Genomic DNA, 25,516 nt, shown 5'->3' on the forward strand with positions numbered 1-25,516 from the left:
GCTGAGCGGTCTTCTCCGGGACAAAACGGAAAGATCGTCATCGTAAGACCGCTTGTCGATGATGTCGGAAAGGTGATAGTGGAGTATCGAGATTCCAGTCCTACCGAAGCGGAGATAAAAGAACACGCGAAAGCCGATATGCAAACGTATCCGATCTTGCGAGACGATACGGGTGCGAATACTCAGGTACCGGACTTTTTCGACGACGAAGTGGAGATTGTATGCACACCATCGCTGTCTTTTACTGCCTCATGGAAACGACTCGGCGGAAATTCGTGGGCGCTTTACGCCGATGATTGAGCGTACCGCCGCACAAGGGTGTGCGGTTTTGCTGCAAACGCGGTGTATGTATATCGTAAAGTTATTGTAATAAAGAGAGGAGATGTGAATGAAAAAAATGTGTATCTTGCCGGCCGTCTTTGTGCTGTGCGTTACGGCGTATGCACAGCGTGCGGATTTTGTTACCCGCCTCATCGCCGCGGATAAAGCGACGTACGGGGAAGTGTGCTATCTTTCGGCCGTGTATCAGGGCTTCGTCGGCGAAAACGCTTCGTATGAGGATGCGCTCCATGCCCTTGTACAAAAGGGGCAGGCGAATTCCCGTGCCGATGTAAACGGAGCGGTAACGCTGCAAGAGCTTTCTTGGCTGATGGCGAAATTGTGGGATATCAAAGGCGGACTCATGTACCGCGCGACAAAGCGGTCAGCGCGCTATACGTTCCGCCAGTTTAAAGTCGACGGCATTCTTCCTGCAACTGCCGATCCGTCCAAAAAGGCATCGGGCAGCGACGTATTGAATATGTATACAGCGTGCTTGCGGACATACGGAGGCGCCGAATGAAAAAGATTTTGTGTACGGCGCTTGCCGCGCTTATGCTTGTGCCCCTGTGTGCGTTCGATTGGGGCGGTAAATTCAACACTACAACGAAGTATCAAGGGAAAAAAATCGGTTCGCTTTTTTGGTACGAAAGCGCCGGAGCGCACGCGTGGCTTACGACGCCGATAGGCGAACAGCTGCGCTTTGCCGCCGACGCTTCGTACGAATTCCGCTACGATCAGGACGGCGATATCGTAAAGAATATCGTCGATATAAACCTGTTAAAATTGACGGGAACCTTTCATGTCGGTAAAACCGGTATGTTCGAATTCGGTGCCGGCCGCTTTTCGCTCAGCGATGCGACGGGTATTGTCTTCAGCCAGATAAATGACGGCATCTATGCGAAGTATTCGCTGCCGATCGCTTCGGTAAGTATGTACGGCGGCATAACGCGGCTGCTCAACAGCCACGATGTCGTGATCCTTCGGCGCTTTTCCGATACGACGGTCAAACCCGAAGACGCGTCCGCTGTCTATGTATTCGGCCCTTCGTACATTCCGCTCGGTTTTTCGGTGAACTTTCCGTCCCTGTTTTTAAATCAGGATATCACGCTCGAAGAGTGGACATGTATCGATTTTTCCGGCGACGCCTATCATCGGCTCTACGGTACGCTGATGTTTTCCGGCCCGATTTTGAGCAATCTGTTTTACGCCGCATCGACGACGCTCGGTACGGAAAACGTGAGTACGATTTCCAATTTGACGAAATTGTCGCTGTCGTTCTATCCTGTCAAAAAAGCGTCCGTCGCATTTTCCGGCGTATACGCTTCGGGCAGTAACGGCGCGCTCGATCCGTTCCGCGGATTTTCATCGCAGACTGCGGTTTTGGCGTCGGAAACGGCAGGCTTCAGTACCGAATATGACAGCAAAATCAAAGCGATGCTGTCCGGCTCGTATACGTTTTTGTCGAAGGTTTACGTTGCATCGTCACTCGCCCTCGTATTCGCGTGTCCTGAAACGGTTTCGTACAACGGCTTTCAATGGCGGCTCGATGCGATGTGGAATATTTTCCACGATTTGCAGCTTTCCGCGGGTATGTATCAATATATAGGCAAAGACAACGAAAACGATAAGATTTGCTGTTTTTTCGGAGGAACGTTTGTATTTTAATCGCAACCTATATTTTCGGATGCGATAACGATAAGTATTGACAACTGGAGGTTGTTTATGAATTTTGCTGCGGCAATCAAAAAATCGGTTTGCGCTGCGCTTGCGGCGTTCTGTGTTGCGCTTCCGCTGTGCGCGGCGTCGGCGACGGTCGTCTCGGCGGCAGGCAAAGTGGAAGTAGAGCGGGGCGGTACGTGGGTTCCGCTTTCCGCAAACGATACGGTTTCTGAAGGGGAAATCATTTCGACCGGATTTAAATCCAAAGCGATGCTCCGGTATCAAGGTTCGGTTTTGCATCTCGGCGCGTTGACGCGTGTTACGCTCGAAAAGCTTGCTGCGAGCGAACAAAACGATACGGTTGCCGTCTATTTGAATACGGGAGCGGTCAAATCTACGGTACAGCGGACTGAAAACAGGCGTGTAAACTACACGGTGCGAAATCCCGTTGCCGTCGCTTCCGTGCGCGGTACCGAATTCGATTTCAGCGGGGACGGTTCGATTGCCTGTACGGAAGGAGCGGTTGCCGTCTACAGCGGCCGTCTATATAACGCATCCGCCGCGAGTGAAGCTCCTGCGGAAGGCGAGTCGAACGCTGCAACGCGCGCGACCGATATAGCGCCTGCAGCTCCTACCGGTGCCGTCGTCGTACTGCAGGGACAAGCCGTAGCGTTTTCTTCCGACGGCATGAGCGTAACCCCCGCGCAGTCGGCCGCTGCCGCCGCTTCCCAAGTGGCAGCTACGGTCAATACTCCTGCTGAAACCGAACGCGTCAGTACCGGTACCCCGAGCGCACGGACTGCTGCTGCCGGCGAATCGATACCGGGAAATGTCGGTACGATTAAAGTGAGTGTTTCGTTCAGCGATTGATGTATAACGCGTTGTAGAGTAAAAAGAGTTTTGTGAAATACATAAAACGGCCGTATCGGAAGCGTACGATAACAAACGATTTCCGGTACGGCTTTTTTATTCGTTAAAATACACATACAAATTTTTCCGTTCCGCTTTTCAAATTACGCATTTCGTGTTATACTGTATCCCAATACAAGGAGATAAGATTGAATCCTTTTGAATTGAATAATACTCTGTTACCCCCCCCCCCCCCCCCCGAAAAATAGAATCCGTTAATAATTATAAACGTTTATTCTCCGCTTGCGATTGCTTATTAAAAAATTATCGACACTTGCTGCACGATTATTATGATTTACTTACGCATTGCCAAAGCGTATTATTAAAAAATAAAAATACCGTCGATTATTATCGCTCTCTTTTTGTACATTCTTCCGGTACGACAAATAAGACATCCGCTTTATATCGTTTTGACGATCATACTGAAATACGCATCGGCAAACTTATATGATTGCCGTGCATAATAAATAAAAAAATATTATTGGAGGCTTTACCTTGAAAAAACGTTTTTCGATCCGTTATAAGCTTATCCTTATTTTCGGATTATTAATTTTGGCAGCCGGCGTTATCGAATCGCTGCTTGCCGTACGCTCAGCCCGCAAAGCTGTTATCGAAAAAGTTGAAACGCATCTTATCGACAAGGCGACCGATGTCGCTGAAATTGTCGATGGAAAAGCAAATGCTTTTTTTCAGTTTTTTGAAGGTGTCGCCCGTGCTCCGATACTGCACGATCCCTCCGTTTCATATCGGGAGAAAACGGCGTATTTAAAAAAGGAAGCGGCGTTTAACGACAGAATTCATCGGATGGATTTAGCCGATATGCGCGGTATACGGCACACCGCCGACGGCCGACAGCTGGACGTTTCCAAAGGAGATTTTTTTATCGCTGCGTCGCGAGGGAAAAGATTTCTTTCGGAGCCGCTTGTGTCGCGATTGGACGGAGTGTTGATCGTCGTCTTTGCCGTGCCTATTTACGATGACAACCATACGGTGACCGACGTTTTGTTGGCGACGGTGGAAGCTTCAATGCTTTCGCACGATATTTCCGATATCGTTGTCGGTAAAACCGGTTATTGTTACGTACTCGGTTTAACGGGAACGACCGTTGCGATGCAAGATTTTAGTAAAGTAAAAAACATGGAAAACATATTGAAAATGGCGGAAACCGATAAAACGCTCGCATCTTTTGCAGCATTTGAAAAAATGGCGCTTGAAATCGACGAACCGTCAATAGGGTTTTACGAATATAACGGCATACGTAAAATCGCTTCGTATGCTACGATGAAAACAACCGGCTGGACGATTATCATAAGCGCACCGGTAGAAGAATTTCTGGGCACGGTAACCGAGCTGATGTTTAAAATGGTTATCACCGGTATAGCTATTTTGCTTGTCGCGCTTGTCGTCACTTATTTCGTCGCGCGCGCTGTTATCAAACCGATTCAAAATGCCGTCGGCGCCCTGAAAAATATCGCGCAAGGAGAAGGAGACCTCACTGTCCGCCTTCCCGTACACGGTAACGATGAAATCACCGATATGGCCGAATACTTCAACGAAACGATTGCGAAAATCGGCCTTTCCATAAAAGCGGTCGGAGAAAGCAGCGACACGATGGAAAACGTCGGCTCAACGCTCGCATCGAATATGACTGAAACGGCAAGTGCTGTTCATGAAATAAGCAGCAATATCGACGGTGTAAAACAGCAGGCGCTGACTCAGGCGGCAAGCGTGAGCGAAACCGCCGCCACCATTGAAGAAATCGTGCGTACGATCAAACAGCTGAACGGCAGTATCGAAACGCAGGCTGCGAGCGTCGCGCAGTCATCCGCATCGGTTGAAGAGATGGTCGCGAATATCGGCGCGGTTTCGCAGACGCTCGAACAGACCGATGACGTTATCAGAACGCTTGCGAATGCGACTGCCGACGGTAAAGGCACGGTCGTCAACGCGAATACGGTAACGCAGCAAATCGCCGAAGAATCGGGGAGCTTGTTGGAAGCGTCGAGCGTTATTCAACACATTGCAAGTCAAACGAACTTGCTCGCGATGAATGCGGCGATCGAAGCGGCGCACGCGGGAGAAGCGGGAAAGGGCTTTGCCGTCGTTGCCGATGAAATTCGAAAGCTCGCCGAAGATTCCGCAGTGCAGGGGAAGACAATCACATCGACGCTGAAAACGCTGAGCGGAGAGATCGAAGTGTTGTCCGATTCCGCGAAAACGGCGGAAGAAAAGTTCAATGCGATATTTAATTTATCGGAACGGGTAAAGTCGATGAGCGACCGATTGACCGAAGCGATGCGTGAGCAGGAAAACGGGAGCAAAGAAGTGCTCGCGGCGATAAAGAACATCAACACGGTGACGATGGAAGTACAGGCGGGGTCGGAAGAGATGCTGAAGGGCGGAGAGAGCGTCGCCGCAGAGATGCGAAAGCTCGACGATCTGACGCGCATCATTACCGACAGCATGAATGAAATGGCGTCGGGGGCGGTGCAGATCAACAACGCGGTGCAGGAAGTGAACCGGATCACGCAGGAAAACAAAACGAGCATTCAAAGACTGGCGGCTGAAGTCGACAAGTTTAAAGTGTGATGAAATGCATTTAAAAAAGTAATGAGGCGGTTCTGTTTTACAGAGCCGCTTTTTACCCTCTAGACATACTGTCGTTTTTTTTGTTATAGTAAAGACGGCGTCGTACCCAAGTGGTAAGGGACGGGTCTGCAAAACCCTTATGCAGCGGTTCAATTCCGCTCGACGCCTTGGGCCGGAATGTCGTATGATGTTCCGGCTTTTTTTTCATCGGGGCGGCGTATGGAAACCATTTCGTGTGATTACATCATTGTCGGAGCAGGCAGCGCGGGGCTCGCGTCGGCACAATATGCCGCGCGTGCGGGTTTGCGCACGGTTGTCTTCGATCCGTTCGGTCCGGGCGGACAGGTGCTGCAGATCGTCGAGCTTGAAAATTATCCCGGCGTCTTTCCGGCCGTTACAGGAATCGATTTTATCGACACGATGAAAAAGCAGGCGGAATTTTTCGGCGCGCGGATCGTACAGGAAAAAATCGCTTCGATCGATAAAATCAAAAATACGTTTTACGTTCGTGCGGAAGGCGGCGTCTATACCGCTTCCGCGCTCCTTATTGCGACGGGCGCCGAACACCGCATGCTCGGCGTTCCCGGCGAAAAAGAATTGACCGGCAGGGGCGTTTCATACTGTGCGACCTGCGACGGGCCTTTTTTTCGCAATAAAGCGATCGTCGTCGTCGGGGGCGGGAATTCGGCATGTACGGAAGCGCTCTACCTTGCAACGCTTTCTCCGAACGTTACGCTCGTCCATCGCAAAGCGCAGTTTCGCGCGGAATACGCCGTCGTCGAAAGAGTGAAAAACGAAAAAAACATAAGCATCAAATACAATACGCTCGTAAAAGAAATCCGCGGAAACGGACGGGTACAATCCGTATTGCTCGAAGATACGGAAACAAAAACGGAGACGGAACTGCCCGCCGCCGCCGTCTTCATCTTTGTCGGCATGAAAGCGCGCACGGCTCTCTTCGATACGCTGCCGAAAGATAAGTCGGGCTATATCGTGACGAACGAAAAGACGGAAACGATTATACCGGGCTTGTACTGTGCGGGTGATGTGCGCGCAAAGCCGTTCCGGCAAATTATCACGGCCGTGTCCGACGGTGCGATTGCCGCGCATGAAGCCGCCGAATACGTAAAGCGCATTTCGTCGCCCGGAGACGGAACATGAAACGCTTTGCAAAATCACTATTGTTAATTATTAATATTATGATCGCTTCTTTGCCGCCGCTTTTTGCGCAGAGCGGAAAGTCCAACGGCCCGCTTCCGGCAAATGTTACGTTTTGGAGCGATTATCCTGCCGATATACTTGCGCGTACGATTGTCGAGCGCATGAGCGACGCGGAATGCCTGTCGCAAATTTTTATGTTCGGCTGGGCGGGCGCTGAACCGGAACAACTTTTGTACGATTGGGTTTCGCGCGGGCTCGGCAGCGTAAAAGTGTTCGGATGGAACACCGACGATATCCGCCTTGTCGCAGACTCTATTTTTTCGCTGCAGCGGAGCGCGTCGCAGACGAGATTTAAAATACCGCTGTTCGTCGCGACCGATCAGGAAGGCGGCTGGATCCGCCACGTCAAAGGCGAAACGTCCGTTACACCGGGCAATATGGCGATCGGAGCGGCGGGCTATCCCGTCGACGCGTGGTACAGCGCGTATTATATTTCGCGCGAAATCAAAGCGCTCGGCATCAATATGAATTTTGCGCCGTCGGTCGACCTCTTTACCGACCGCGCTTCTTCGATCATCGGACCGCGCTCCTTCGGCGACAATCCCGAATATGCTGGCATCCTCGGAGCGGCTTTTTGCGCCGGCAGCGTTGCGGCGGGCGTCATCCCCACGGCAAAACATTTTCCGGGACACGGAGATACTGACGGCGATTCGCACGTAAAGCTTCCCGAAATCGATATAGACGAAAAAACCTTTACGCATCGCGAACTTGTCCCGTTCGAATACCTCGTCAAGCGGAAAATCTCCGCGATCATGTCGGGACATTTGAGTTTTCCGAAAATCGACGCAAGCGGTGCGCCCGCATCCCTTTCTAAATATTTTCTCACCGATTTGCTGCGCGAAAAGCTCGGCTTTGACGGATTGATAATTACCGACGACATGATGATGAACGGCGATACGCTCTATGCGGGCTCTTTGACGAACGCGTTTTACCTCGCGATAGCGGCAGGCAACGATATCCTTATCTCTTCTACGACGGCGCGCTTAAACGAACCGTTGTGGTCGGTAAACCTAGAGCGTATGAAAACCGACGGCGCATTTCGCGATCGCGTTCACGATGCGGCGTACCGCGTCCTCAAAGCGAAGCTCGACTATTTTAAAAGCGGAAACGCAGCCCCTCTCTATCCCGACGCCGCTGCGATCGGCCGGCATATCCCCGATAGAGAAGGCGAAAAATTTTTTCTCGAACAGGCGTGCCGTTCGATTACGCTGTATAAAAAAGGTACGGTGCCGCTTTCGGCAAAAGATGCCGGCCGTGTGCTTTTCGTCGGCTCTCTTTCGCGTTTTTTCAGCGAAGGAAAACGGCGCTATGCGTCTTCCGGCGATTACCGTTTTTCTCTGGAACCGGGGCCGAACGAAACGCAGTATATGTGCGACCATATCTTGGAAAGCGCCGCTTCTTACGACACGATCGTCTGCTGCGTTTCGAATGCGCAGTCTGCGCGCATCGCCCGTACGCTTAAAGGAAGCGGAAAGAGAGTTGTAATCTTTTCGATTATGTCGCCCGAACACTCACTCGATTTCGGCTGGGCGGATTCCGTCGTCATGGGATACAGCTGGTCGTCGTATACGCTCGATGCGATGTTCGGCGCCCTTGCAGGCGAATACGCTGCCCGTGGTACGCTGCCGTTTAAACCGTAAATTCGGCGGCGCTTTTTAAGTGCATTTCTCGCATCGCTAATTGAACAAGGTATCGCTGTTTTGCGTTTAAAATTATTAAGTTCGATAGGACGTGTAAAAACTTCAGTTTTTTGCGCCGTGCGAATATGAAAAAGGGGGACGTATAAAAACATGATAATTGTTAATTTGGGAAAAACACTTCAGAATGTAGTATAGTAAATTCTGGGGATAAAAATTGGTTTCCGGTAAATTTATGTCCATCCCCATCAGAAAAATCGAATTTGCCTTTTTGTAAGGTGAACGCGGCAATATCCGCTTCTTTATCGATCATAATTTCGGTTTGTTTTTTTAGATTAAAAATTTCAGTTGGAGCGATGGTTACTTTATATAATGCTCGTTGCAAGGGCATTCCGAGATTGATGAATTTTGATATAGTTGTCGGTAAATCAAATACAGGACCGTTGATGTTTCCGTTGTGCAAATCCGTTGAAATCATATCGGGTTCGAAACCTTGTTCTAGTGCTTGCTTTAAAATAGTTACCGAAAGACTACTTACCCCATGTGCAGTATCGAAAATGACACCTCGTTTTCGTGCATCCAATACGCATCTTTTTATATTTCCGTTTTCGTCTAGGATACCAACTCTTGAAGGATGATATGTATGAGTATAAATATCATTTTTTCTAAGCATATTGAATAATATTCCATCTTCGATAGCAGCGTCGTTCGGATGAACTTCCATACGAATACCAAGTTGTTTTGAAATATGTACTACTTTTTCTAATGCGCCTTGAGGATCATGCGGGCATACATATGGCGATAATCTGATTTTAATGCCGAGTAATTCATTTTTATATTTTGTATACGTTTTAATAAATGTATTTTCATCTAAATCGGCAGCGTCATCAAGTTCGCCTTTTTGTGACCATGCACCAGCCGGTATACCGATCCTTGAACAATTTAAAAAAGCTAATGTCTTTGTTTTTGCTTTTAAATATACTAAATCGCGGTATGCTTCATAATTATTTGCGCCCGAGGAGCCTTGGTCGATGACAAAGGTAACTCCCTTCTTTAAATGTACGATATCGGGATCGAGTCCAAGTTGCTTTGGACTATGAAAAAGATGAGCGTGTGCATCGACTAATCCAGGAACAAGAATTTTTTTCTTTGCGTTTAGAACAATATCAGCTTTTATATTAAGAGATATATCGATATCTTTTATTATCCCATTTTCAATATAAACATCTCTGGTTCTACGTATACCATTATAGATATTATATATTTCACCGTCTTTAATAAGAATTGTTTTATACATAAAGTTATCCTCGTGTGTTCATTTCAAAAAACTGGGCAAGAAGGTTATAGTCTGTGGAATAAGTGTGCAAATTATAATTGCCGCTATTAATGTAAAGAAAAAGGGAATGAGTGTTTTTACTGCCTTTGTTACAGGTACGCCGGCAATTTGGCAAGCAATGAAAAGTAGATTTCCCACCGGTGGCGTAATACCTCCTGTCGTTGTCATCATACACATGACTACACCGAAATGAATAGGATCGATACCGAACTGTTTAATAATGGGAAGAAAAAGTGGGGTACAAAGAGGAATAACTGCCGCATCGATCATAAAGCAACCCAGTATAAGTAATAATCCTAACATGACAAAAAAAATAATTGTCGGATTTTTGGATACCGAACTTATAGATTTGACAAGCATCTGCGGAACTTGCGCTTGTGTCAGAATCCACCCGAAAAGCATGGCTGTCCCGACGATGAACATAATTATTGCCGTTGTTTTTGCTGCGTTAATAAAGATTCTCGGTAGATCTTTTATTTTAATTTCTTTGGTAACAAGTCCAAGAATAATTCCATAGATTGTACCGATGGCACCCGCTTCAGTCGCCGTAAAGATACCTGCAAGAATACCCCCAACAATAATGATCGGCATGAGAAGTGCAAGTATGGAATTCTTAAATGCGGAAATCACTTCTTTGAAGGATATCTTTTTTTGAGCCTTATATCCGCGTCGCTTAGCCATAGTATATGCGGTTAACATCAGCATACAACCGGTTAAAATGCCTGGAAAAACACCGCCGATAAATAGTTTTCCTGTTGAAAAACCGGTGATTGCTCCATACATGACCATTGCAATACTTGGAGGAATTATAGGCCCGAGAACGGCGCCCACCGCCGTAACATCCGCTGTAAAGGCATCATCGTACCCGTTTTCCTTCATTGCGGGTATCATCATTGATCCGACTGAAGCTGCCGCCGCCGCTGAGGAACCGCTCATACCGGCGAAAATCATACATGCAAGAACAGTTATTAACGACAGGCCGCCGCTGATATGTCCTACCAGTGTTGAAGATAAACGAACAATTTTTTTTGTTAATCCACCTTGATTCATTAATTCGCCGGCAAGAATGAATAACGGAATCGCCATAAGTGAAAATGAATCTGAAGCGACAAAAATTCTTTGTGCAATAATGACATTTGGAAGTTCCGCATGTGTTAAGATATATAAAATTGAAGCAGCACCTGTTGCAAAAGATACGGGGACACCGGAGAGCATTATTATTAAGAATAGCATAAGTAAAATCACGATAGTCATTGTGTTTTTCCTCCATCATGAGTATTGTAATTTTTTATTAATTTTATATATTTAACGATAACGCGTATTGCATTGATACAGATTATGGCCGCTGAAATAGGAATCATAGAATATACGGCCCCCATAGTAATTGGCAATGTTGTTGTTTTTTGTGTCATTGTACCGACACTAAGAATTTTTCCGGTAAAAATCAATACGATACCGACGAAAAATATAATAAGGTATACATATATCTTTTGATATAACTTTGTTTTCGGCGATATTATTTCACTTAGGATATCGATTGTCGTATGTAATTCATCTTTTACACATAGCGCAGTTCCCAGAAATGTAGTAATGCAGAACAAATATCGACATGCTTGATCTGACCAGCTTAATGAATGGTTGAATACATATCGACATATGACCTGAGTAAGGCAAAGACTAAAAAAACTCGCGGTTGAAATAAATAATAATATTTTGTTTAGCGAGTCTAATCCTTTTAAAAAACTGTCAATGATCTTCTTAAACATAGGAACTCCTTTGTTGATATTTATTTCCAAGCTACATTAATATTATAGTAGCTTGGAAAATTGTATTAACAATTACTTCTTTAAATTTGCGATTTCAGCATATATGGAGTCAGGGAAAAGGTTCTTTAATGTATCTCTCGTCACACGCATAAGTTTGTCATCAACGCGTTTTCTTTCTTCAATAGAAAGGGTAATTGTCTTAACTCCTCGTGCGGCCGCCGTTTGATATGCTTGTTTTTGACCTTCTGTAAATTGCTTCCACGCATCGTCATTCCCGGCTGCAATGCATTCGAGAAATATTTTTTTTGTTTCCGTGTCGAGTCTATTCAATGCATTTTCGTTGATCATGAGTAATAGCGTTGAATAGACGTGTTCCGTTTTTATTTCATATTTTATCATATCGGTTAGATTACTTGTTACAACCATTTCGACATTATTTTCCAACCCTTCTACGATACCGGTTTGAAGTCCGCTGTATAATTCTCCCCATGTGAGCGGCGTTGGATTGCAGTTAAGCGCTTCAAACATTTTAACATATACGGGGACTTCCGGTACTCGAAGTTTAATGCCTTTAAAGTCTTCCAATTTATGAACTTGTTTATTAACAAGCCAAACATTCCTTATTCCCTCATCGTATAAACCGAGCGTCCGAACACCGTGTTCTTTTAGGAATGTATCACAGACTTTTTGACTTATCGGCGTATTATAAAATGCGTGAATTTGTTCAGAAGTATGGAATAAGCCGGGTACACCATAAATAGCAAAATGAGGATCGAAAGATTCTATGGCGCCGGTAGCAATAAGGCACATTTCAACCGTTCCCATTTGAATACCTTCCATATAGTCGCGTTGATCGCCAAGTTGGCTTGAAGGATAAATCTGTACGACGACCTTTCCATTCGTTTTTACTGCGACGTCATCAGCCATTCTCTGTAATGCTTTTAGCGAGCGCATTTCTAGGCTTTGTGTTGATGCCAATTTAAAGATGACAGGTGTTGTATTATTTTTGTTTTCATCCTGTCCCATTGCCGATAACATTGTTGCTAATACTACGCTAATAAATAACGTACCGATAATTTTTTTCATACTTTCCTCCTATAAAGCGTTGTTTATTTTATACGGCTCCAATCCGCATAATCATCCGTTAATAAAATTCGGCGAATACTTTACCGCAAGGCGGATCGCTTCTATCATGCTCACCGCGCTCGCCTTTCCCGTACCGGCAATGTCCATCGCAGTACCGTGATCGACGGAAGTGCGGAGAATCGGCATGCCGCCGGTAACCGAAATCGTACGCTCGAAGTCGAGCGTCTTCGTCGCGATGTGTCCCTGATCGTGGTAGAGCGAAAGGACGCTGTTGAATTTGCCGGTGAGCGCAAGGTGGAAGACGGAATCCGCTCCGATGGGACCTGCGACGGGGTAGCCCTCTTTTTGGAGAGCTTCAACCGCCGGCGTTACATCCGTCACTTCTTCGGTTCCGAACAGTCCGTGTTCGCCTGAATGCGGATTCAATCCAGCGACGGCCATCGTACCTTCCGTCACGCCGAGTTTTTTGAGCGCGTCGAGGCAGCGCTTTACGTAATCGACGATGCGCTCTTTTTTTACCATTTTACACGCTTCGATGAGAGATACGTGCCGAGTCAAAAAGAAAACGCGCAGACCGCGCACTTCGAACATCGTAAGCGGATCGCTCGTGTGCGTCAGCGCTCCGAAAATTTCCGTGTGGCCGATAAAGGGAACGCCCCCCGCTTTGAGCGCTTCTTTGTTGATCGGAGTCGTAGCGACGGCGGCGACTTTATGCTCCACCGCGAGCGAAATGCTTTTTTCGATATAATCGTATGCGGCTTTTCCGCACATACCGTCGATTTTACCGATTTTAAACTTTTCGATGTCGATATTGTCGAAGTCGATGAGGTTGAGTACGTTTTCGCGGTAGTCGCCGTCTTCGGGATTTTCGATGCAGCGTATCGAAAGCGGCACATTTGTAATCCGTATCGCGCCTTCCATGATTTTTTTGTCGCCGATCACGACGCATTTTGCCGCAGCGCACGTGTCTTTGTCCGCGACGGCTTTTGCAACGATTTCCGGCCCGATGCCTGCGGGATCTCCGATCGGAATCGCAATAAAAGGTCTGTCCATACTGTTTTCTCCCAATAAATTTATTTTTTCAAATTAATAATTTTTTTACGGCATTTAAATATGCGTATTCAAATATGCGATGCAGTCTTTGAGCGCATATTTGTCACCCGCCATGCCTCCTTTTGTGATCACTTTCAAGCCGTCGAATTCTCCCCCGCACAATTCTCCGTAGGCGGTAAGCGGCAGCACTTCCGTGTGCAGCTTGATGCTCGATACGCGAAGCGCATCGTAGACGGCGAGCGTTATATCGCCTCCGCTCGTGTACAGCGCTTTGATGTCGTTTTGGCGCCGTAAAATTTCTGCAGTCATAGCTGCGAACGACGAGTTGACGATATCCGACAGTTCGCCGCTCGTACGATTCGTCCGCTTTTCGTATTTTTTAAAATCGACCCGCTTGTCGGGGTCTATACCTTCTCCGATAAGTGCGTAGATGCGGAACTCTCGTGCAGCTGCCGCAATCGCTTCGATGTTGCGCCGTATTTCCGCTTGCCGCGATTCGTCGCTTTTTACAAGTTCTTCGATCTTTACGAGCGATACGAAGATATCGCGCGACGGAAGCACTTCGTCGATCTGCGTTTTTGCGACGGCATTTACGCTTCCGATTACGAGCAGTACGGATCCGTCTTCGTTTTTTGTCCTGGGGACGACGGTACTTTTGACAAGCGCCGCCGTAAACGGTCCCGGGCCGACGCTTATAAACGAAATGTCCGATGCGATTCCTGCTTCGGCGATCAGCTCCAAATCGTCGTCGGTGATGCAGTCGAACAGGATCGTACGTATGCCTTCTTTTGCAAGCGCCGTTATGCGTCCGGCCACGTATGTTTTTCCTTTACGTAACTCACCCAAATCGACGGACGCGACGGGATACTTCGACTGTTTGCGGAATATGTCTTCGACACGGGATGTGTCGATCGGAGTTTTCGGATCGACGGCTGCGCTCGTTTTATGGAGCGGTACCGAATTGACGAGCATATATCCGCCGCAGACGATTCGTCCGGACGAGGGAAAGCTCGGAACGACGAGGGCGGTACAGTTTTCGCCGAGCGCGTCGAGCATTGCATCCGTTTCCCGTCCGAGATTTCCCCTGAGCGTACTGTCGATGCGTTTGGCATATACTTTCGTATCGGCGCTTTTTAATTTTTTTGTCGCTTCGAATACGCGCCGGTACGCTTCTTCGCTCGTGCGGCTTCGGCTGTTTGTCGGAAACAGGATGCAGTCGCATTCACTTTGTATGCCTTGTGCTCCGTCGAGTTCCAATACGGTGTATGCACTGTATCCCGCTTTATGCAACAGCACGCCGGTCGCGTTTGCTCCCGTCAAATCGTCTGCTATGATTAAACACTGCGGCATAATTCCTCACTCCTGATATGCTGTGCCATTTGTTTATACTGCGATCACGCTGATGCGTTTTTTGCGCAGCGCGGTCAGCTCCTTTTCCGTGAATTTTCTATCGGTGATGACACCGGTATAGTCGGTAAGCGTATTGATTTTGATCGTCGCCCGCTTATCGAATTTTTCTTTGTCCGCGACGAGATACGAGCGGTCGCTGTTTTCGACAATCTTTCGCTTCAGCGCGACTTTTTCGAGCGTCGGCGTACGTACGGTAAAATCTTCGTCGATCGCAGCCGTTCCGATAAATGCCGCGTCGATGAGAAAGTTTTCGATTATTTGTTCGGCAAACATACCCATCACGCAGCCGGTCGTCTTTTGAATATAGCCGCCGCAGATATATACGTTTGTCCGGCTCTGCGACAGCATCATTGCGATTTGCAAGTCATCGGTGATGACCGTTACGTCTTTTCTGTCGGCGATGAGCTGCGCGATTTGATACGTCGTCGTCCCCGCATCGAGGAAGACGGTATCGTTCGCCTTGATGAACTTTACCGCCGCATTTGCGATTCTGCATTTTTCGGCAGCATTGGAAACCTTTTTATTGTAATACGGCGTTTCCTGTTTGATGATCGCCCCTCCGTGACAACGGTTGATGAGCCCGCGCGTTTTTAAACTCGTCAAATCTCTGCGGATCGTCATCGCGCTTACGTCGAGTTCTTTTGCGAGAGAATCCACTTGGACGGAGCCCGCCGTTTTTATTTTATCCAAGATATAGCGTTCTCGTTCTATTTCCAACGTTTTTATTGCGTTCTTTTTCATCGGTTTTATATGTTCCTTGGTGTTTGATTGTGTTCGAACTTGTTTGATTATAAACCTGCTGTCAAAACCTGTCAAGAAATTTTTTATGCGTGTTATGCGTTGTGCAGATCGTTCTGTACGCTCGAATTGCACAGTATCCGTCTTCATTGAGCTGCGCGAAATAGTCGAAAATCCGATAATATGCTATACTGAACGCGAGGTATTGTTATGGTAATGATAATTATTTTTACAATTGTAATCGGCGCGCTCATCGGATGGCTTGCCGGAATTTTTATGAAAAGCAAACACGGTTTTTGGACAAACTGCCTGATCGGCATCATCGGTTCGATTGTGGGTTCCGCCATCGCGAATGCGCTGAATATCGGCGGCGGCGGATTCGCTTCTTCGATTATCATCGGCGTTGCGGGCGCGTGCATCTTTATCGCAGCCGTCCGCGCGATCATGGGTAAAAAATTTTAAAAGCGGAATTGTCGGTTTTGCAGCATTAAGGGGCAAGAATTATGCGGTAAAAATCGTCGATAAAACGATGAGTTGCATATTGAACTTCTAAAAATTATCAAGTTTCGGGGATCGCAACTTTTTTCGTGTACTTCCAGTTGTAGCTGTGCGTATCGGGCAGCTTGCCGTCGATGCGGTCGTTTTGCGCCTGCAGCTGATCGCGTATGAGCTTTCTGAAGACCGTCATAAGCGGTTCGGGGTCTGCGTTTTCACCGGCAAGGTGTACGGACTGGAGCTCTTTTATGAGATAATAACAGGATTCGATCGTGGAGATGTAATCGGGAGAAGGCTCCCTCTTAAACGTAAACTCGGAGCGGTAGCTGCCTGCAAACGAGAGGCGCGGAAGGTCAAGCAAAAAAGCGCTGTGCTCGATCACTTTGCGCGAACAAAACCACGTCGCGTCGATGACGAGAACGAGAAGCGTTTTGTCCCCGACGAGATCGGCGAATCCTTCGGTGCGTACCATGTTCGCATCTTTTCCCGGGTAGAGCAGCACGGGAAAGTAGCGCTCATCGGAAAGCAGTTCGTGCAGGCGCTCGTTTTTTGAAAAATCGAGTCCGACGAGAATCTCCGAATCGACGAGCGACACGTGCGCGATGCGGCCTGTTCCCGTACGCTCGCGCTTGGCTTCTTTGGGATGCATGAGCAGCACGAATTTGACACCCGCGTCTACCGGCTCCGCGTATTTGCAGAGACAGTAGCGCACGGGCCGAAAGCAACGCCAGCAGCGATCGCTCATACGCCGAGCGATTTTAATAAATCGGCTTTGCTCATCGCACCCGTTTGCTGAGCGGCGGCTTTACCGTTCTTAAACAAAATAAACGTCGGAATGCTCATGACGCGGAATTGCGCGGCAAGGCTTTCCTGTTCGTCCACGTTGACTTTGCCGACTTTCAGTACGCCTTTTTTTTCTTCGGCGATTTCCGAAACAACCGGCCCCATCATGCGGCACGGACCGCACCACGACGCCCAAAAATCGACGAGTACGGGAAGATCCGATTCGAGCACTTCGCTGTTAAAATTCTCCGCAGTAAGCGTGAGTTCCATAATTACCTCCGGTATATTATTTATTATAAAATTGTATTTATTTAAATATAGTCTTTTCTTATTGTAAAAGCAAATAAAATTCGCTACAGTGATAATCGCGAATTCGTCGGTTTTTCACAACGCGGCCGACTTTTTGCATATCTTTACGGGTGGTGCTATGACAAAAGATTTGACACAGGGAAAACCGTTTCCGCTCATCCTCGAATTTTCGATTCCGGTGCTGCTCGGCTATCTCTTCCAGCAGTTTTACAATCTCACCGATACGGTTATAGTCGGAAAATCGCTCGGCGTTCAAGCGCTTGCGGCCGTCGGCTCGACCGGCGCCGTGAATTTTTTAATAATCGGATTCGTCATGGGCGTATGCAACGGTTTTACGATTCCCGTATCGCAGCGTTTCGGCGCAAAAGATTTTTCGCTCATGCGGAAGTACGTCGCGAATATCGTATACCTGTGCGTCGCGTTTTCCGCCGTCATGGCTGTCGGCACGGTTATCTTTTGCGATCCGCTCATGCTTGCTATGGAAACGCCGGAAGACATCCTTTCTCGTGCGGGCGACTATATCAGGATAATCTTTGCAGGCATTCCGCTTACGTTTTTATACAATATAACATCCGGTTTGATCCGTGCACTCGGCGACAGTAAAACGCCGGTATTTTTTCTCGTGCTTTCGTCGCTGCTCAATATCGCACTCGATTTGATCTTTATTCTCGTGTTTCACTGGGACGTGCAGGGGGCGGCGCTCGCGACGGTTATCTCGCAGGGGGTCGCGGGTATCGCATGTCTTTTGTATATGATTAAAAAGTTCGACATCATCAAACCGAAAGGCGTCGAGCGAAAATTTAATAAAAATTATTGCAGCGTGCTGTGCGGCGTCGGCGTGCCGATGGGGCTGCAGTATTCCATAACGGCGATCGGAAGCGTTATCCTGCAGGCATCGGTGAACGGACTCGGTTCCGCCGCCGTCGCCGCCGTTACGGCAGCGACCCGTGTCGGTCAATTTTTTTGTACGGTATTCGATGCGCTCGGCACGACGATGGCAACCTACGGCGGACAAAATACGGGAGCCGGCAAAATCGACCGGCTCGGTGCGGGCGTGCGCGACAGCATGATCATCGCTTCTGCGTATTCGATGATTGCACTCATCATATATTTTATCTTCGGCGATTATCTTGTCATGCTCTTTATGAACGGAGAGCAGACGGAAATTATTAAAAATGCAAAACTGTTTTTGCTGCAAAACGGTTCCGCATACGTTCTTTTGTCGGTCGTAAATATTTTCCGATTTATGATTCAAGGCATGGGATTTTCGCGCTTTGCGATTTTTTCCGGCGTGTTCGAAATGATCGCGCGTATGCTCATGGGCGTCTTTATGGTACCGCATTTCGGTTTTGTGAGCGCGGGTTTCGCTTCTCCGTTCGCATGGCTTTTGGCAGACTGCTTTTTGATACCCGCGTTTATCCGCTGCAAGCGTACGCTTGCAAAGCAATTTAACAAGCGATAGTTTTCGACGTGCTCGGTATCACGTCATATCGATAAGGCAGGCGGGGAAACGACACCGACGGTTTCTTAATAATTTTTTATGTTGTCAGTCCTTTCTCTTTCTGCTACACTGCGCCTATGGTCATATCTTCCATCGATTTAAAAGACGGACACGTCGTGCAGCTGAAAAACGGTGCGCAGCCGGTGCTTGCGCGGGATGATGCGGAATCGCTCATCGAAGAATTCGACAGGTACGGCGAAGTCGCCGTCATCGATTTGGATGCGGCGCTCGGAAACGTCGACTCTCACGGCGACACGAAAAATACGCCGCTCTTAAAACGGCTTTTGTGCAAGGGTAACGTACGCACGGGCGGCGGTATACGCAGCGTCGAGCGCGCAAAAGAGCTCGTGTCACTCGGCGCAGAAAAAGTGATCATCGGTTCGGCGGCGTGGAAAAAAAATCCGAAAGCGGGGGAGTGCCCGCTCGATGTCGAATTCCTCGATTCTCTCGTACAGGCGATCGGCCGGCAGCGCGTTATCGTCGCCGTCGATGCGAAAGGCGGAAAAGTTGCAGTGCACGGCTGGACTGAAACGACGGACGTACCGTTTATAGAAGGAGCCGTGCTGGCGGAAAAATACTGCAGCGAAATTTTATTTACCTGCGTCGAAAAAGAAGGCTGTATGCAGGGCGCCGATACGGATGCGGTCAAAAAACTGCGCGAAGCGGTACAGTGCCGCATCGTTGTAGCGGGCGGCGTTTCGTCGACGGAAGAAATCGTGCAGCTTGAAAAGCTCGGATGCGACGTGCAGCTCGGCATGGCGCTCTATACCGGAAAGGTTTCGCTTGCCGATGCGTTTATCGGCTGTTTGAATTGGGATAAAGTCGCTCTCATTCCGGTGATCGCGCAGAGCGTAAACGGAGACGTGCTTATGCTCGGCTATGCGAACCGCGCGGCGTTTGAAAAAACCTTTGAAACGAACAAGCTGACCTTTTTCAGCCGTACGCGGGGAGTGCTGTGGACGAAGGGTGAACACAGCGGTCATTATCTTTCGGTGAAAAAACTTCGCGCCGACTGCGATCGGGATACCGTGCTTGCGACGGTCGTCCCCCACGGGGGCGTGTGCCATACGGGAAGCTTTACCTGCTTTACGGGCGAAGCCGGTGAAGCGTCGTCCGCCGGAAGATTATACGATATCATCGCGGACAGGTTTACGCACCCGAAGCCCGGCTCTTATACTGCGACGCTCGACGGAAAGCGCGTCCGTGAAAAGATTTTGGAAGAAGCCGACGAGTTGTGCAACGAAGCGGAGACGAAGCAGGATGTCGTGTGGGAAGCCGCGGATCTGTTTTATTTTATGAACGTGCTCATGTACCGCGAAGGCGTTACGTGGCGCGACGTTTATGCAGAGCTCGACAGACGACATAAGAGCACATAAATCCGAGCAGTGCGGAGGATTTATGTGCGCCTCTAATAAAAGAAAAACGGCTCGGCCGTTTTTCGCCTTCCGACTTATTTACAGATTCCGAGCAGTGTTCGTTCGCGGTACATCCGTGTACCGCTCACTATCGTATTTTTGCTTTGCAAAAATGCGCAGCTGTTTTGCAAAGGTACGACACGGTGATCGATAATTTAAAAGCCGAAGCTGATGGAGAGCTGCCGGAAGTTTTCGGCGGACAGGGAAATCGGTCAAAGAGCGCCGTTCACGTCTGTGGGCGGCGCTCTTTGTATGGGACGGGGTGGTGTAAAATCTCCATACAAATTCGGCCGTGTTTGCCGAAAAAAATCGTAAAATTTTTCGTTTCCCTCTTGCATCTTTTTTGCAAATACTGTATAACTACAGAACGCGTCGTTTTTGCGCGTAAAAGGGTTCTTTGAGAGTCAATCGGAGCGAGCTCCGGTATCCCCGTAAAGTCAACCGGTTTCGGTTTTCAGGCGGATACGGCCCTGAGTGCGGATTCTGCTGCCGTCGGCAGCGGAAGTTTATTATAGAAGCATTTCGGGTTTTTGACCGGTCCTAACGGACTGAGGCTCGAAGATGCCAAACCAGTTGTCAAAGCGAGTTTGATGATGATCGGTGGTGTCGGCCAAGAATGTTCCGAAAGTATGGAACATTTCGTATGAATACAAATTCTTGTCCGTCAAATTACGTTCATCATATCATTCTCACAAATAACAGTGTGTATGCGAATGTGGCGTTTTCTGTTGGAAATTGTCCCGTTCTGGCTTAAAGTGCAACACATACCATTATGCAATGTCGGACAAGGAAATCCGGCAAGGAGAAAATCATGGCAAAGGAAAAGTTCGTCAGAACTAAACCCCACATGAACGTTGGAACCATCGGTCACGTAGACCATGGTAAGACTACGCTGTCGGCTGCTATCACCCAATATTGTGCAAGAAAATTCGGTGACCACGCGCTCAAGTATGACGAAATCGACAATGCTCCTGAAGAAAAGGCACGCGGTATCACAATCAATACCCGTCACCTTGAGTACCAGTCCGATAAGCGCCACTATGCGCACATCGACTGCCCGGGACACGCCGACTATATCAAAAACATGATCACCGGCGCGGCGCAGATGGACGGTTCCATCCTCGTCGTTTCCGCTCCGGACGGCTGTATGCCCCAGACGAAAGAGCACTTGCTGCTTGCCCGTCAGGTCGGCGTTCCGAAGATCATCGTTTTCCTCAATAAATGCGATCAGTTCGATTCCGCTGAAGCTGCCGATATGACCGAAATGGCGGTCGAAGACGTCAAAGACACGATTGCAAAATACGGCTTTTCCGCCGATACGCCGATTATCAAAGGTTCGGCATTTAAAGCGCTGAACCAGCCCGAAGATCCCGAAAACACGAAGTGCATTGAAGAGTTGCTTACGGCTATGGATACGTGGTTCGACGATCCCGTCCGTGACGAAGATAAGCCCTTCCTTATGCCGCTCGAAGATATCTTTACGATCACCGGACGCGGTACGGTTGTAACGGGTCGTATCGAACGCGGCGTCGTCAATATGAACGACGAAGTTGAAATCGTCGGCATCCGCCCGACACAAAAATCGACGGTTACGGGTATCGAAATGTTCCAGAAGACCCTCGATCAGGGTATGGCCGGCGACAACGTCGGTATCCTTTTGCGCGGTATCGAAAAGAAAGACGTCGAGCGCGGTCAGGTTCTCGCAAAGCCGGGTTCCATCCACCCGCACACGAAATTCGAAGCGCAAATCTACGTTCTTACGGAAGCCGAAGGCGGCCGCAAAAAACCGTTCTTCTCCGGCTATCGCCCGCAGTTCTATTTCCGCACGACGGATATCACCGGAACGATCGAACTCGAAGCGAACGTTCAGATGGTAAAACCGGGCGACAACGTCAAGATCATCGGCGAACTCATTCACCCGATCGCTATGGATGAAGGTCTGAAGCTTGCTATCCGCGAAGGCGGTCACACGATCGCATCGGGACAGGTTACGAAGATTATCGAGTAGTTTTCGAAACGGGCGGCGCTCTTTGCAGCGCCGTTCGCATCGATTGGAGGAATAATGGCAAGTGGTAAGATTCGCGTCACGCTCCATGCGTACGATGTGGAAGTGATCGATCAAAGTGCAAAAGCCATCGTGCAGACTGTTCAGAAAGCGGGTGCTCAAGTTTCGGGGCCGATTCCGCTTCCGACAAAGATCAATAAGATAACGGTGCTCCGTTCGCCGCATGTAAACAAAAAGTCGCGCGAGCAGTTTGAGATGCGCACGCACAAACGTCTTATCGATATATTGAATCCGACTTCGGATGTGATGGATTCCCTTATGAAGTTGGAACTGCCTGCCGGTGTTGAAGTAAAAGTAAAGCAGTGATTTCCGTTCGGAAATCCGCTGTATACGGTACGCTCCCGAGGATCCGGGATGACGGCCGAGCCGAAGCGTCCGCGCTTTCAGGCGAACGTTTTTACGGCAAAGCTTGTACGGAATGCCGCGCAGGTTTTGCAAATTTTACAGGAGTATCAGAATGAAAGGTCTGATTGCAAAAAAAGTGGGGATGACGCAGGTATTCGATGAAAGCGGAAACCTTATTCCGGTAACCGTGATCCGCATCGATCCCAATACCGTCATCGCTACGAGAACAAAAGAGCGCAACGGCTATGATGCCGTCGTCCTCGGAATCGACGATGCAAAAGAATCGAGAGTGACGAAAGCGTATAAAAATCAATTTGCGGAAAATATCGCGCCGAAGCGGACATTGAAAGAATTCCGCGATTTCGAAAAAGAAGTAAAAGTCGGCGATCAAATCGGCATGGAATTGTTCGACGGTGTCCGCTTTCTCGACGTTACGTCGACGTCAAAGGGTAAGGGCTTTCAGGGCGTTATGAAACGCTGGGGCTTTCACGGCGGACGCGCTTCGCACGGTTCGAAGTTTCACCGCGAAGCCGGCGGTACCGGACAGTCTACGACTCCGGGTCATACGTTCAAAAATATTAAAATGCCCGGCCGCATGGGTTCGAAAAAGGTCACGATTCAAAATCTGCAGGTCGTCAAAACCGATGCGGATCTGAAAGTGATTATGGTTCGCGGGGCCGTTCCCGGGAATAAAGACTGCACGCTGATCGTCAAGTCCGCGGTGAAAAAATAACGACGGAAGGTGACTCATTATGGAAAAGAAAGTCTTTTCGGTCGACGGTAAAGAGCTGCGTACGATTTCGCTTGACGACGCCGTATTCGGTCTTCCGGTAAATGAAGATGTCATTTACTATGCCGTCACGAATGAATTGGCAAACAGGCGCGTCGGAACCGCTTGCACAAAAGGTCGTTCCGAAGTGCACGGCAGCAATGCGAAGCCGTATAAACAAAAGGGTACGGGACACGCGCGCCGCGGCGATAAAAAATCTCCGCTTCTCGCAGGCGGCGGTACGATTTTCGGACCGAAACCGCGCGACTTCAGCTATGCGATACCGAAAAAAGAAAAACGCCTGGCGATGAAATCGATTTTGAGTATGCAGGCGCAGAGCGACCGCTTTACCGTCGTCGAAGATTTTACGATCGACAGCGGCAAAACGAAAGATCTGGTAAAGATTCTCGACAATTTTACCAAGGGCGAGCGTACGGTGCTCATCTTAAAGGATGACGATCCCAAGATCAAACAAGCTGCGCGCAATATCCCGTCGCTGCAGTTTTTGTCGTACAACCGATTGAGCGCGCATGCGCTGTTTTACGGACGGAAGATTATCGCTCTCGAAAGTGCGGTAAAAAATCTTTCTTCGTTTTACGCGGCGAAAGAAAAGGAGGCTGAATAATGGATATCACGGATATTCTTATCAGGCCGGTTATTTCGGAAAAGGCGAATATGCTGCGCGAGCAGGATAAATACGTTTTCATCGTTCACAAAGATGCGAGCAAAATACAGATTAAAGATGCCGTTCGAAAGCTCTTTAACGTAAAGGTTATCGGCTGCACGACGATGAATATTGGCGGAAAGATGCGGCGCACGCGGGGCATTCCCGGTATGACCGCTTCGTATAAAAAAGCGATTGTGCGCGTCGCCCCTGGTGAAAAGATCCAGGCGTTTGAAGGCGTGTGAGCTTTTTAAAGATTAAGGGGATTTACAATGGCTCTTAAGATATTTAAGCCGATAACGCCGGGTACGCGCGGACGCGTGGACTTGGTGCGAGATCACTTGACGGCAAAGAAACCCGAAAAAACACTTACGTCAGGTATGGTGTCTCACGCGGGCCGCGGAGGCGGCGGACGGATTTCCGTGCGCCATCAGGGCGGCGGACACAAACGGAAGTATCGAGACATCGATTTTAAACGCAATAAACACGGTATTCCCGGTACGGTAAAAACGATCGAATACGATCCGAACCGCAGCGCAAATATCGCGCTCGTGTATTATGCCGACGGCGACAAGCGCTATATCATTGCACCGAAGGGTTTGCAGGTCGGACAAAAGATTATGGCCGGCGAAACGGCGGCTCCGACGGTCGGCAATGCACTGCCGCTCGGTCTCATTCCCGTCGGTTTTACGGTGCACAATATCGAATTGCAGCTCGGACGCGGCGGACAGCTCGCGCGTTCGGCCGGTACGAGTGCGATGATCGCCGGCAACGAAGGCGAATACGTCATCATCCGTTTGCCGTCGAGCGAATTGCGCAGAATCAACGGTAAATGCTATGCGACGATCGGCGTCGTCGGAAACGAAGATCACATGAACGTGCGGCTCGGAAAAGCAGGCCGCAGACGCTGGATGGGCGTTCGCCCGACGGTCCGCGGTATGGCGATGAACCCTGTCGATCACCCGCTCGGCGGCGGTGAGGGCGCCGGAAAGGGACGTAATCCCGTTACTCCGTGGGGACAGCCGTGCAAAGGCTATAAAACCCGCAACAAGCGGAAAACGTCGAGTAAATTTATTATTTCGCGCCGTAAGAAGTAAGTGCGGAGGAGCTGACAGTGTCAAGATCGGTTAAAAAAGGCCCTTTTGTCGAAAAGAGCCTCTATAAGAAAGTGCAGGCGATGAACAAAGAATCGGACCGGAAGATGATAAAAACCTATTCCCGCTGTTCGACGATCATCCCGGAAATGGTTGGGAATACGATTTCCGTATATAACGGCAAGTCGTGGATTCCCGTGTATATTACGGAAAACCTCGTCGGGCATAAGCTCGGAGAATTTTCGCCGACCCGCATATTTCGTGCGCACGGCGGATCCGATAAGTCCGCTGCAAAGGCGGCCGCACCGAAAGCGGCTCCCGCAGCCGCTCCGGCCGCTAAATAAAGGTGGA

The 25,516-nt window shown here is 48.8% G+C and carries 26 protein-coding genes and 1 tRNA gene; 18 read left to right on the plus strand and 9 right to left on the minus strand.

Annotated elements, in window-relative coordinates:
* The 8 genes from IZU26_RS11685 to IZU26_RS11720 all read left to right on the plus strand — a co-directional run.
* Positions 1-300: hypothetical protein (locus tag IZU26_RS11685; protein ID WP_433279211.1), on the plus strand; the 300-nt coding region annotated here is incomplete at its 5' end.
* Between the two features lie 88 nt (positions 301-388).
* The gene (locus IZU26_RS11690) at positions 389-841 is read left to right on the plus strand and encodes a hypothetical protein (protein WP_433279213.1); all 453 of its coding nucleotides are present in this window, start codon (positions 389-391) and stop codon (positions 839-841) included.
* The gene (locus IZU26_RS11695; protein ID WP_433279215.1) at positions 838-1,986 is read left to right on the plus strand and encodes a hypothetical protein; all 1,149 of its coding nucleotides are present in this window, start codon (positions 838-840) and stop codon (positions 1,984-1,986) included. Before IZU26_RS11690 ends, IZU26_RS11695 begins: the two co-directional genes overlap by 4 nt.
* Before the next feature lie 57 nt (positions 1,987-2,043).
* Positions 2,044-2,850, plus strand: coding sequence for a FecR family protein (locus tag IZU26_RS11700; RefSeq protein WP_433279217.1), 807 nt, complete (start codon positions 2,044-2,046; stop codon positions 2,848-2,850).
* A 534-nt stretch (positions 2,851-3,384) separates the two neighbouring features.
* Positions 3,385-5,478, plus strand: coding sequence for a methyl-accepting chemotaxis protein (locus tag IZU26_RS11705; protein WP_433279219.1), 2,094 nt, complete (start codon positions 3,385-3,387; stop codon positions 5,476-5,478).
* 96 nt (positions 5,479-5,574) lie between these two features.
* Positions 5,575-5,646, plus strand: a tRNA-Cys gene (locus tag IZU26_RS11710).
* 51 nt (positions 5,647-5,697) lie between these two features.
* Positions 5,698-6,639: a thioredoxin-disulfide reductase gene (gene trxB / locus IZU26_RS11715; RefSeq protein WP_433279221.1), complete on the plus strand. Its 942-nt coding sequence runs from the start codon at positions 5,698-5,700 to the stop codon at positions 6,637-6,639.
* Positions 6,636-8,339: a glycoside hydrolase family 3 protein gene (locus tag IZU26_RS11720; RefSeq protein ID WP_433279223.1), complete on the plus strand. Its 1,704-nt coding sequence runs from the start codon at positions 6,636-6,638 to the stop codon at positions 8,337-8,339. The genes trxB and IZU26_RS11720 overlap by 4 nt, the downstream gene beginning before the upstream one ends.
* 160 nt (positions 8,340-8,499) lie before the next feature.
* On the opposite strand, the gene IZU26_RS11725 is transcribed toward IZU26_RS11720, so the two are convergent.
* The 7 genes from IZU26_RS11725 to IZU26_RS11755 form a co-directional block, all read right to left on the minus strand.
* Positions 8,500-9,633, minus strand: coding sequence for an amidohydrolase family protein (locus IZU26_RS11725; protein ID WP_433279225.1), 1,134 nt, complete (start codon positions 9,631-9,633; stop codon positions 8,500-8,502).
* An 18-nt stretch (positions 9,634-9,651) separates the two neighbouring features.
* Entirely contained in the window at positions 9,652-10,926 is a 1,275-nt protein-coding gene (locus IZU26_RS11730; RefSeq protein ID WP_433279227.1) for a TRAP transporter large permease, read from the minus strand.
* Positions 10,923-11,438, minus strand: coding sequence for a TRAP transporter small permease (locus IZU26_RS11735; protein WP_433279229.1), 516 nt, complete (start codon positions 11,436-11,438; stop codon positions 10,923-10,925). The genes IZU26_RS11730 and IZU26_RS11735 overlap by 4 nt, the downstream gene beginning before the upstream one ends.
* Positions 11,439-11,510: 72 nt before the next feature.
* The gene (locus IZU26_RS11740; RefSeq protein ID WP_433279231.1) at positions 11,511-12,524 is read right to left on the minus strand and encodes a TRAP transporter substrate-binding protein; all 1,014 of its coding nucleotides are present in this window, start codon (positions 12,522-12,524) and stop codon (positions 11,511-11,513) included.
* A gap of 51 nt (positions 12,525-12,575) precedes the next feature.
* Positions 12,576-13,577: a 4-hydroxythreonine-4-phosphate dehydrogenase PdxA gene (gene pdxA, locus IZU26_RS11745; protein ID WP_433279233.1), complete on the minus strand. Its 1,002-nt coding sequence runs from the start codon at positions 13,575-13,577 to the stop codon at positions 12,576-12,578.
* A gap of 54 nt (positions 13,578-13,631) precedes the next feature.
* The gene (locus IZU26_RS11750; protein WP_433279235.1) at positions 13,632-14,927 is read right to left on the minus strand and encodes a four-carbon acid sugar kinase family protein; all 1,296 of its coding nucleotides are present in this window, start codon (positions 14,925-14,927) and stop codon (positions 13,632-13,634) included.
* A gap of 33 nt (positions 14,928-14,960) precedes the next feature.
* Positions 14,961-15,728 carry a DeoR/GlpR family DNA-binding transcription regulator gene (locus IZU26_RS11755; protein ID WP_433279237.1) on the minus strand — a complete coding sequence of 256 codons (768 nt, stop codon included), beginning with the start codon at positions 15,726-15,728 and terminating at the stop codon, positions 14,961-14,963.
* Between the two features lie 207 nt (positions 15,729-15,935).
* On the opposite strand from IZU26_RS11755, the gene IZU26_RS11760 reads away from it, so the two are divergent.
* Entirely contained in the window at positions 15,936-16,187 is a 252-nt protein-coding gene (locus IZU26_RS11760; protein ID WP_021331260.1) for a GlsB/YeaQ/YmgE family stress response membrane protein, read from the plus strand.
* Positions 16,188-16,284: 97 nt separating this feature from the next.
* Here the strand turns inward: IZU26_RS11760 and IZU26_RS11765 are convergent, their stop codons facing one another.
* Both IZU26_RS11765 and trxA read right to left on the minus strand, forming a co-directional pair.
* Entirely contained in the window at positions 16,285-16,965 is a 681-nt protein-coding gene (locus IZU26_RS11765) for a tRNA-uridine aminocarboxypropyltransferase (RefSeq protein ID WP_433279239.1), read from the minus strand.
* Complete coding sequence (gene trxA / locus IZU26_RS11770; RefSeq protein WP_021331264.1) at positions 16,962-17,273, minus strand: thioredoxin; 312 nt, start codon at positions 17,271-17,273, stop codon at positions 16,962-16,964. Before trxA ends, IZU26_RS11765 begins: the two co-directional genes overlap by 4 nt.
* An 88-nt stretch (positions 17,274-17,361) precedes the next feature.
* On the opposite strand from trxA, the gene IZU26_RS11775 reads away from it, so the two are divergent.
* From IZU26_RS11775 to rpsS, 9 genes are all read left to right on the plus strand, one after another.
* A complete protein-coding gene (locus IZU26_RS11775; RefSeq protein ID WP_433279241.1) occupies positions 17,362-18,774 on the plus strand; it encodes an MATE family efflux transporter in 1,413 nt (470 codons plus the stop codon).
* A gap of 116 nt (positions 18,775-18,890) precedes the next feature.
* Positions 18,891-20,189, plus strand: a complete 1,299-nt coding sequence (gene hisIE / locus IZU26_RS11780; RefSeq protein ID WP_433279243.1) for a bifunctional phosphoribosyl-AMP cyclohydrolase/phosphoribosyl-ATP diphosphatase HisIE — start codon at positions 18,891-18,893, stop codon at positions 20,187-20,189.
* Positions 20,190-21,039: 850 nt separating this feature from the next.
* Positions 21,040-22,236, plus strand: coding sequence for an elongation factor Tu (gene tuf / locus IZU26_RS11785; protein WP_433279245.1), 1,197 nt, complete (start codon positions 21,040-21,042; stop codon positions 22,234-22,236).
* Positions 22,237-22,290: 54 nt separating this feature from the next.
* Positions 22,291-22,599 carry a 30S ribosomal protein S10 gene (rpsJ, locus tag IZU26_RS11790; RefSeq protein WP_021331258.1) on the plus strand — a complete coding sequence of 103 codons (309 nt, stop codon included), beginning with the start codon at positions 22,291-22,293 and terminating at the stop codon, positions 22,597-22,599.
* Between the two features lie 151 nt (positions 22,600-22,750).
* A complete protein-coding gene (gene rplC, locus IZU26_RS11795; RefSeq protein WP_021331255.1) occupies positions 22,751-23,371 on the plus strand; it encodes a 50S ribosomal protein L3 in 621 nt (206 codons plus the stop codon).
* Between the two features lie 19 nt (positions 23,372-23,390).
* Positions 23,391-24,032, plus strand: a complete 642-nt coding sequence (rplD, locus tag IZU26_RS11800; RefSeq protein ID WP_385972302.1) for a 50S ribosomal protein L4 — start codon at positions 23,391-23,393, stop codon at positions 24,030-24,032.
* A complete protein-coding gene (locus tag IZU26_RS11805; RefSeq protein ID WP_021331276.1) occupies positions 24,032-24,316 on the plus strand; it encodes a 50S ribosomal protein L23 in 285 nt (94 codons plus the stop codon). The genes rplD and IZU26_RS11805 overlap by 1 nt, the downstream gene beginning before the upstream one ends.
* A 27-nt stretch (positions 24,317-24,343) precedes the next feature.
* The gene (gene rplB / locus IZU26_RS11810) at positions 24,344-25,168 is read left to right on the plus strand and encodes a 50S ribosomal protein L2 (RefSeq protein ID WP_021331285.1); all 825 of its coding nucleotides are present in this window, start codon (positions 24,344-24,346) and stop codon (positions 25,166-25,168) included.
* A 17-nt stretch (positions 25,169-25,185) separates the two neighbouring features.
* On the plus strand, positions 25,186-25,509 hold the full coding sequence (gene rpsS, locus IZU26_RS11815) for a 30S ribosomal protein S19 (protein ID WP_021331268.1): 324 nt from the start codon (positions 25,186-25,188) through the stop codon (positions 25,507-25,509).
* Positions 25,510-25,516 lie beyond the last annotated feature (7 nt).

The sequence above is a fragment of the Treponema sp. SP13 genome (assembly GCF_050938355.1).
Taxonomy (GTDB): domain Bacteria; phylum Spirochaetota; class Spirochaetia; order Treponematales; family Treponemataceae; genus Treponema_D; species Treponema_D socranskii.